This is a genomic window from Jiella sonneratiae, from assembly GCF_017353515.1.
In the GTDB taxonomy this organism is placed as follows: Bacteria; Pseudomonadota; Alphaproteobacteria; order Rhizobiales; family Rhizobiaceae; genus Jiella; species Jiella sonneratiae.
Genome location: NZ_JAFMPY010000039.1, coordinates 20,129 through 29,235 on the forward strand (window position 1 = coordinate 20,129; position 9,107 = coordinate 29,235).

The window sequence follows — 9,107 nt, forward strand, 5'->3', positions numbered from 1 at the left end:
CAGGATGCCGAGGGCCTCGCCTCACTTCAGCGGCCCGATCACCGTGACGCGGCCGGCATCGGTGCGGCCGCGCCGGGAGGGATCGTACATGTTCTCGATTGTCGCCGCGGGATGCTCGAACTCGCCGGGTGCGACGGCCCGGACGATATAGGCGAAGCGCCGCGTCGCGGTGTCGTCGCTGCCCTGGTCGATGGCGGCGAGGAAGCGGTCGGAGCGGAACTCGGTGTGCGCGGCATCGCCGGCGAGTTCCAGCCAGTCGAGCGCCGCGACGTCGCCGGAGCGCAGGATCGCCGGATTGTCGATGGCAAGGCCGGCCGGCAGCGGATCGTCGAGCATCAGCCGGGCCGGACCGGCATCCACCGGCGTCACATCGTCGACGACCACCAGCCGGTCGCCCTGCCCGATCTTGCCGGGATCGGCCGGCTTGCCGTCGAGGGTGTAGTAGCTGCGGGCGATCGCATAGCCGGCGCTCGAGGCCGGCGGGGCGACCTCGGGCACGCCGCGGATCGTCACCTCAGCCGCCACCGGCGCGTCGGCGCGGTTGGCGATGTCCGTCCCGGCGGCGAGGCCGTCGGCGTCGAGCGACGCCGAATAGGGGCCGTCGACGTTTTTGCCGGCAACCGTCAGCTTCGGCGGATTGCGCCCGAGAAGCGCATGGGCGGCGAGCAGCGACCAGGCGTCCTCCTGGGTCGAGGTGTAGCGCTGGCTCTGGCGCTGGGCGTTCACCTTGGTGACCAGCGTGTCGAAGGAAACGCCGTCGACGGCGGTCTCGAGCCCCAGCGTCAGCACCGCCGCGTCGTCGCGGAGCGCCGTGCCGTAGTCGGATCGCCTCAGGCTGGAGCGAGGCTCCATCGTGTCGTCCACCGAGGCGCGGAACACCCGCTCGGCCCGCATCCGGTCGCCGTAGAGCGCCAGGGCCGCCGCCATCTGCGCCTTGGAAAGCGGCGTCGGGAAGTTCGACAGCTCGTTGTCGGCGTAGTAGCGCAGGTCGCCGATCGAGGTGCGGCCGTTGCGGGCGAGGACGTAATAGGCATAGGCGACCGGGCCCCAGTCGGGCTGTTCCGGCAGATAGGCGAGGCTGTTCCTCAGATTATCGATGGCGAGGATGAAGCCCTCCTCCGGCACGGCATAGCCGGCCTCGCGCGCCCGGGTGAGGAAGTCGGTGACGTAGGCATCGAGCCACAGATCGCCGTAGCCCGGCTCCCAGAGCCCGAAGGAACCGTTGGAGGCCTGGTTGGCGAGCACCCCCGATATCGCGGTGTCGACGCGCTTCCTCACGTCCTCGCTGCCGCCGAGACCGGCGGAAAGGATCGTCTGGTCGAGATAGACCAGCGGCATCGCCCGGCTGGTCAGCTGCTCGGTGCAGCCATAGGGGTAGCGGTCGAGCGCCCGGACGACGCCGGCGACGTCGAACTCGGCGGCACCGGTGATCGAGATCGTCGCCGAGGCGGTGCCCGGCACGTAGCCGGCGAAGAGCTGCGGATCGAGACTGAGGCGGCCGCCATTGGCGGCGAGCGTCAGCCGCGACTTGGCGACCTCCTTCGGCGCGTTGGAGCGCACCGGCAGGACGACCGTCTTGCGCAAAGTGTCGCCGCCGGGCGTGGTCAGCGCCACCTCGATGGTGGCGTCGCCGACGCCCTCGGCCGTCACCGGCACGAGCACCCGCTCGTGGCCCTTGTCGGCAAGCGTCAGCTTCGTCTCGGCATTGTCGCCGAGCGAGGCCACCGAGCCGCCGCCGCGCAGCGACAGCGTCGCCCCGCCGGCCGGACCCTCGACATGGGTGACGTCGACGGCAAGGCGCGACGTGTCGCCGGGCGCGAGGAAGGCCGGGCGCGACACCGCAACGACGACCGGATCGCGCACGATCATGTCGCGGTTCGCCTCGCCGACGGCCGACTTCGACCAGGCGATCGCCATCAGTTTCAGCGTGCCGTTGAAATCCGGCACGTCGAGCGCCACCGTCGCCTTGCCGTCGGGCCCGACGGCCACCGGCCCGGAATAGAGCGAAACGAGTTCGTCCATCGGCGGCGGGCTCTCGTAGCTCGCCCCGGCGTCACCGCCCGAGCGCACGGTGCCGGGGGCGCCGGCCATGCGGTCGATGAGCTTGGAGTACATGTCGCGGATCTCGACGCCGAGCCGCCGCTGGCCGAAATAGTAGTCCTTCGGCGAGGGCGGCTCGAAGGACGTGACGTTGAGGATGCCGACGTCGACGGCGGCGAGCGTGACATAGGCGGTCTCGCCCGCAGCGACGCCGCCGATCGTCAGGCCGATCTCCTGGGTCCGGCGCGGCTCGATCTTCTCCGGCGCGTCGATCGCCACCGAGAGCGCCCGCTCGCCGGGCTCGACCTCGACATGGGCGATGCCGATCGCCCGGCCGGGCATGCGCTTCTCGCCGAGGTCCATCGGCCGGTAGACGACCGCCGCGACATAGGCCCCCGGGCCCCAGTCGCGCGTGACCTTCAGATCGACGGTGCCGCCCGCGGCCGGGATCTCCGCCGTCGTCCGGTCGATGATCCGCTCGTCCATGACGAAGACCTCGGCCTTGCCGGCAAAGCGCGGCTCGATCTTCACCTTCACGGTGTCGCCGAGCCGGTAGGACGGCTTGTCGAGCGAGACGTTGGCGACGTCCGGCGTGTCGAGCGACCGGGTCGCCACGTACCAGCCGGCGTCGAAGGAGACGCTCGCCGGGATCGCCGTGCCCGCCGGATCGACGAGGGAAAGCTCGTATTCGCCCCATTCCACCGGCAGCGACAGGGAAGCCGGCACGTCTTTCGCGACGTCGAGCGTGCCGGAGGCGATGCGCGCCGAGGTCTTCACCGGCTCGTAGTTCCACGAGCCGGAGCTCTGGTACCACTGGAAGTCGATCTCGACCCGCTTCAGCTCCCATTTGAGCGCCGGGGCGGCGACCCGCCCGCCGGCGGCATCGATGGCGATCACGTCGAAGCCGGCCTCGGCCCCGTCCGCGACCGCGCCGTCGAAGCGCGGCTTGATGCCGAGCCTCGGCGCCGAGCCGGCGACCGGCAGCGCCCTGGTCCGCTCCACCGGCTTGCCGCTGGCGTCGACGACCCGCATCTCCAGCTCGGCGGAGAGCGGCCGCGTCGTCGCCGGCGGCTCGAAGGCGGCGAGCGACAGCTCCGCCTTGCCGTCCTCGTCGGTGCGAACCGCGTCGAAGGCCTGGCGCGTCGCGGTGATCTCGTCGCTGGCGAGGCCGAAGGCATAGCCCGGATAGGCGGAGATGCCGGAGGAGGCCGAGATGACGGCCTCGCCGTTCACCTCCAGATCGGCGGCCGGCGCACCGAAGAGGTAGCGCACGTCGACGGCGACCGTCGGCGGCTCTGCGGGATCGAGGGCATCGGCCTTAGTCGCGACGTCGAAGTCGATCTTCTGCGGCTCGAAGTCCTCGACGAGGAAGCTCGTCTCGGCGAGCGCCGGCTGCTTCGGATCGGTGTGGAGCGCCACCTTCCAGAGACCGCGCATCGCGGTCGCCGGGACGGCGAGCTCGAAGGCGTAGCCGCCGGCGGCGAAGTCGGAAACGCTCTGGCGCGAGAACTCGACCCCGTCGGGCCGGCTGACGATCTCGGTGAGCGCGAGGCCCGGCATCGCCTCGCCGGCCGGGCTGCGCGACAGGGCGTTGAAATGCACCGTGTCGCCGGCGCGGTAGATGCCGCGGTCGGCGGTCAGGAAGACGTCGACCGGGCCTGCCGGGGCGCGGCCCTCGACGCCGCGGTCGGTGAGATCGAAGGGCGAATCGCCGAGCGCGAGGAAATCGAAGTCGCCGGCCTTCCTGGCGACGAGCAGCGCCGGCCGGTCGCCGCCGGTGCCGCGCATCAGGCCGGCGGGAAGCCTGAGATGGCCGTCGGCGTCGCTCTTGGCCGTGCCGAGGATCTGGTTGTTGGCGGCAACGAGCTCCACCGAGACGTCGCCGAGCGGCGCGGCGCTCGCAAGCGACCGCGTGACCACGTAGAAACCGTCGCTCGCCGAGAAGGTCGACAGGCCGATGTCGGAGACGACGAACCACTGGGTCGCCAGCGTGTCCTGGTATTGCGGGCCGTTCTTCGCCCTGGCCGAGAGCACGTAGACCCCCGGCTGCATGTCCTTGACGATCTCGGCCACCGGGATCGCCGTCGTCACCTCGGCATTGGTCTGGCGCCGCACGGCGACCGTGCCGCTCCAGACGTCCTCGCCGGAATTGCCGGAGATGTCGTCGACCTGATACTGCGACAGCGCCTTCAGGAAGGTCTCGCCGGACAGGAGGCCGGCCAGCCCCCTTTCGCCGATGCGCTGCACCTTCGCCTCGATGGTGTCGGCATTGACGGTGACGACCGGGATCGTCGCATTGCCGCCGGCGGGCAGGACGTAGGCGTTGGTGGCGAAGCGCACCGACGGGTCGCGGTCGCGGACGTAGATCGACAGATCCGCCTGCTTGGCCAGCGTCTCGCCGTCGATCGAGGCGATGCCCGGCCGCGCGACGATGCGGTAGCGCTCGCCGTGCTTGACGCCGTCGATGCACATCTGGTTGCCGTCGGCGCTGACCGGCAGCGTCTCGCCGCCCTCGACGGAAAGATAGTCGCCGGGATTTTCCGAGGTCGTCAGCTTGCGCGACAGCTGGTCCGAGAAAACCAGGCAGATGCGCGGATCGGCGGCGTTGTTGTCGACGGTGTGCTCGCTGATGCGGAACCCGTGGGCGGCGACGGCGGAATCGAGCCGGGCCGCGACCTCCGGGTCGTCGACCGCCGCGATGCTGCGCCGGTAGGCCCGGATCGCGAGCTTCCAGTTCTCCTCGCCGACATAGGTCCCGGCGACCGCCGCCAGCGCCTTCGCCCGCCCGGCATCGTCGGCGGCGGTCAGATAGGCGTTCACCGCCGCGTCCTTGCGCAGCTTGGCGTTGGTCTGCTGCTGGTCGTATTCGGTCGGCTGGAAGGCCAGCGCGGCGTCGGCGAGCCCCTGCCAGGCGGCTTGGTCGAGCGGCTGGCGCTTCAGGACTTCCTGCCAGAGCCGGATGGCGTCCGGAAAGGTCAGAGCCGAGACGGCCTCGCCCGAAAGAGCCGCCGTCGGCCTTGCCGCGAGGTCCTTGTCGCGCTCGGCGCCGGCGAGTTCGAGGCGGTAGCGGTCGGCCGAGGTGACCGCGGCCGCGGGCATGAAGTCGAGTTCCTTCGCCCGCGCCTTCAGGCTCGCCTCGTCCACCGGCGGGGGCGCGACGATCTCGCCCGAGACGGCGCCGGCGACGTGCCGCAACTCGCCGACCCCTTCCTTCAGGAAGCACCAGCGGGTCTTTTCGTTCAGCGTGAAGGCCTTGCAGCGCTGGTCGGCCTTGCAGGCCGCCGAGCAGGCGTCGAGATCGGTGTTCTTGAGGACGTCGTAGTCGCGGCCGAAATAATCGGCATCGCGGGTGACGACGACGTTGCGCTCGCCGCTCGCCTGCGCCAGGGCGCCGGAGCCTCCCGTGGCGAGACCGCCGAGGATCGCAAGCACCCCGAGACCAAAACCGCCGAACCTTGTCACCGGATCGACCCCCCGTTTCAGCTTTTGCCCCGGGCGGATTCTTACGACGAAGCAAGATTTGCGGCTAGTCGGAAAAGCAAAACATTCGGTGATCGGATCGCCGGCCCCGGTGCGGCCGAAAGATCAGGCGGCGCGACGTTCCGGCAGGTGCATTTCGGCCCTCGCCCGCGACGTCCGGCGCCGTGCCGGCCGCATCCGTGCGACGGCAGGGGCGGCAGCGGCGGCGGCGGCGGCGCGAGTTTTTTTTCGGCCTTCCGCGCAAAAACGGCTCTCGGCCTTTCACTCTCCGGGCATCGGTCACCGAGACCGGCATTGGTCAACCAAGGAGAGCCCGACCATGATCCGCAACGCCATCATCGCCCTCGCCACGGTCGTCACTGCCGGCGCCGCCCTTTCCGCCCCCGCCAGCGCCAACGGCTACAAGTCCCACCACGGCGGCTACGACTACGTCCGCTACGAGAAGGTCTGCCACTGGAAGAAGATCAAGGTCTTCGGCGGCTACGACGAGTGCGGCAACAAGATCTGGGTCTGGAAGCGCGTCAAGTCCTGCCACTGAGCCGGCGACACCGCAGACGATCCTCCCGGCGTCCGGCCCTGTCCGTCTCGTTACGGCCGGACGCCCATCGAAAGCCGCCCCGTCCTCCCCGGGGCGGCTTTTCGCGTTCCGCCGGGCGGACCGGACGGACGGGCATCCGGAGCCGGCGCGGAAAGCCGGGGCTTTCCGCACCCCGCAGCATTTGCCATAGATCGCCGGTCGGTTTCTTCGAAGGGCAGTGCGGGCGTTCGTGGCGCAGAAGGTGAAATTGTCGACCATCGCGGAAGCCCTCGGGCTGTCGACCGCGACCGTGTCGCTGGCGCTGCGCGACAGCCCGCTCGTCGCGGACGTCACGAAGGAGCGCATCAAGGAGGCGGCCCGCGAGCTCGGCTACATCTACAATCGCCGCGCCGCATCGCTCCGGACCTCGCGCTCCGGCATCGTCGGCGTCTGCGTCCACGACGTGATGAACCCGTTCTACGGCGAAATCCTCAAGGCGATCGAGCACGAGCTCGACCGCAACCGCCAGACCTTCATCCTGTGCAACCACTATGACGACCTGTCGAAGCAGCGCTCCTTCGTCGACACGCTGCTGCAACTCGGCGCCGACGGGCTGATCCTCTCGCCCGCCCTCGGAACGCCGCCCGCCGACATCCGCCTGGCGGAGGAGAACGGCCTGCCGGCAATCCTGATCGCGCGCACCATCGACGGCGCGGGCGCCCTCGGCTTTCGCGGCGACGACGCCTACGGCATGGGGCTGGCGGTGGATCATCTCGTCTCGCTCGGCCACCGCTCCATCGCGATGATCGGCGGCACCAGAGCGACCTCGACCGGGCGGGAACGCGAGGCCGGCTATCTCGCCGGACTGGCGCGGGGCGGCATCGCCTTCCGGCCGGAATGGCGCATCGAGGGCCCGCGCAGCCGGCATTCCGGCTTCGATTCCGCCGGCCCGTTCCTGGCGATTAAGGACCGACCGACGGCGATCGTCTGCTTTTCCGACCTCGTCGCGCTCGGCGTCATGTACGGCCTCGCCCGTCAGGGCATCCGGCCGGGCGTCGACGTCGCCGTCGTCGGCTACGACGACATCGACGAGGCCGAGATCGCCATGCCGCCGCTGACCACCGTGTCCAACGGCCAGAGCGAGGTCGGCGAACGCGCCGCCGGGGCGCTGCTCGAGCGGCTTTCCGGCATGGAAGCGCGCGAGCACACGACGCTGATCCGGCCGCATCTGCGGGTCCGCCAGTCCTGCGGCTCGCCGGAGGCGGGCTGAGGCCGGCCGGGCGGCGAGCGGGCGCCGGCCCGTCGGTGCGCGCGATGCTCCTCCCCTCATCCTCCGGCCGCTCACGAAGGCGCCGACGCCTCTCGGCGGACGCCGTGCGCCGGAGTGCGCGCGATCCGTCGCGAGGCGCGTGCCGCCGGCGCCTCACGTCGATTTCATAACGAAATCTGACCAGGCCGGCCGCTTGGCAACGTTCGATTAAGCTTTGCGGGTCGATAATCGGGTTCAGGCAATTTTAACGGATCGAAGGCCCATGAACTTCACGGCCACCGTCCTTGGCACCGCCGTCGCGGCGCTGATGATCATCGCCAAGCTGCAGGCCGCGCCCGAGCCCGGCGCCAATCTCGGCAACGTCCTCGGCGGAACCAAGGTCGCCTCGCTCGACCCGTCCGTCGTCGGCAGCATCCGGGCGGAGGACGACCGGTCCGCGGCGATGCGGCTGATCGACCTGCGCTCCGGCACGAGCTGCAAGGTGGCAGGCGTGCGGCCCTCGACCGGCGGCTTCGAGCCGGCGCCGATCGGGCCCGACTGCGCCACCTCGCCGGAACTCGCGCGGGTTTCGCAGTGGCGCGCCGGAAAGGACGGAACGCTCGTCCTCGCCGACGTCCACGGCCGCACCGTCATGCGGTTCATGCCGGGCGACGGCGTCCTCTACGAATCGGTCTATCCCGCCGACGCGATCGTCACGATCGTTCCGGCGAGAAGCTGACCGCCGCCCGCCGAAACATCCGACCACACCGCGCGCGTCCGGAGCCGTGAAGGCCCCGGGCGTCGCCGCGCGCCTCCTTGCCGCGGCGGATTGCGCCGCGCCGCCGGCGACCCGCTTCATACGGTTTCCGTCAAATCACTTCGTGATGCCGGAAACAGCGACGCTCATGCGCCGCGCGGGCTTGATACGAGCCCCGCTCTGATCGAGCGGATCTCGTATCACTTGCTGAGGCGGAGCGACAGGGCGGTGGTGGTGTTGACGGCACTGAGCGCCGGGGTAACGAGGCCGTTGAAGGCGTCGAAGACCTGCTTGACCGGGACGTAGGGAGCGGTCGCGACATAGACCATGTCGCCGGAGCGGATCTTGAAGTCCTGGGCAAAGATCAGCCCGGACGGTTCGCGCAGGTTGAAGCGGTAGACCACCGGCACCTGGCCGGTCAGCCGCGTCGCCTCCGGATCGCCCGGGTCGCTGCGCTTGAACGCCTCGCCCTCGTAGCGGGCGAGCATCTCCGCCCCCGCCTCGCGCCTGAGGACGAAGACCCCCATCGGATTGGCGAGCGCCGGATTGAGCCCGCCGACCTGCGCCAGCGCCTCGGCGAGCGACATCTCGTAGCCCTGCAGCGGCAGCTGGTCGCTGCGCCCCGTCGCCCCCAGCGCCACGTAGGTGCGCGGCTGGCGGGTCATGAGCACGACGTCGCCGGGGCGCACATAGACGTCCTCGGTCGGATCGTCGACGAGTTCGGAGAACGGCATCTGCACCGTCCGTCCGCCGCGGGTCAGCGACACCGCGGTCTCGAAGATCGGCGTCTTCGGCCCGCCGACCCTCGCAATCAGGTCGAGGATCTTCAGCCCCGAGGTCGGGATCGGCACCGAGGCGCCGCCGATCGCATCGCCGGTCACCGTCACCGTCGTCGAATTGCCCTGCGAGACCGCGACGACGGCCTGCGGCTCGATCGCCCGGTCTTTCAGGGCGGCGACGATCCGCTTTTCGACGGTCGCCGCCGTCGAGCCGGCGACGCGGATGCGCCCGGCATAGGGGATGGTGATCGAGCCGTCGCGGGCGACCTGCTGGGCCGGCAGATG

At 70.4% G+C, this 9,107-nt stretch carries 5 protein-coding genes; 3 read left to right on the forward strand and 2 right to left on the reverse strand.

What is annotated here, in order from left to right:
* Nucleotides 1-21 precede the first annotated feature (21 nt).
* A complete protein-coding gene (locus J1C47_RS22225) occupies nucleotides 22-5,502 on the reverse strand; it encodes an MG2 domain-containing protein (RefSeq protein ID WP_342592038.1) in 5,481 nt (1,826 codons plus the stop codon).
* 337 nt (nucleotides 5,503-5,839) lie between these two features.
* Between J1C47_RS22225 and J1C47_RS22230 the strand changes: the two genes are divergently transcribed.
* The 3 genes from J1C47_RS22230 (at nucleotide 5,840) to J1C47_RS22240 (ending at nucleotide 8,025) form a co-directional block, all read left to right on the forward strand.
* The gene (locus J1C47_RS22230) at nucleotides 5,840-6,058 is read left to right on the forward strand and encodes a hypothetical protein (protein WP_207353003.1); all 219 of its coding nucleotides are present in this window, start codon (nucleotides 5,840-5,842) and stop codon (nucleotides 6,056-6,058) included.
* Between the two features lie 229 nt (nucleotides 6,059-6,287).
* Nucleotides 6,288-7,307, forward strand: coding sequence for a substrate-binding domain-containing protein (locus tag J1C47_RS22235; protein WP_207353009.1), 1,020 nt, complete (start codon nucleotides 6,288-6,290; stop codon nucleotides 7,305-7,307).
* 262 nt (nucleotides 7,308-7,569) lie between these two features.
* A complete protein-coding gene (locus J1C47_RS22240) occupies nucleotides 7,570-8,025 on the forward strand; it encodes a hypothetical protein (protein ID WP_207353004.1) in 456 nt (151 codons plus the stop codon).
* A gap of 218 nt (nucleotides 8,026-8,243) precedes the next feature.
* Here J1C47_RS22240 and J1C47_RS22245 read toward each other — a convergent pair.
* Nucleotides 8,244-9,107: polysaccharide biosynthesis/export family protein (locus J1C47_RS22245; protein ID WP_207353005.1), on the reverse strand; the 864-nt coding region annotated here is incomplete at its 5' end.

What these genes read in the sequence shown, in the direction of transcription:
- J1C47_RS22230 (WP_207353003.1), top strand. Translation starts at nt 5,840, where the DNA reads ATGATCCGCAACGCCATCATCGCCCTCGCCACGGTCGTCACTGCCGGC.
- J1C47_RS22240 (WP_207353004.1), top strand. Translation starts at nt 7,570, where the DNA reads ATGAACTTCACGGCCACCGTCCTTGGCACCGCCGTCGCGGCGCTGATG.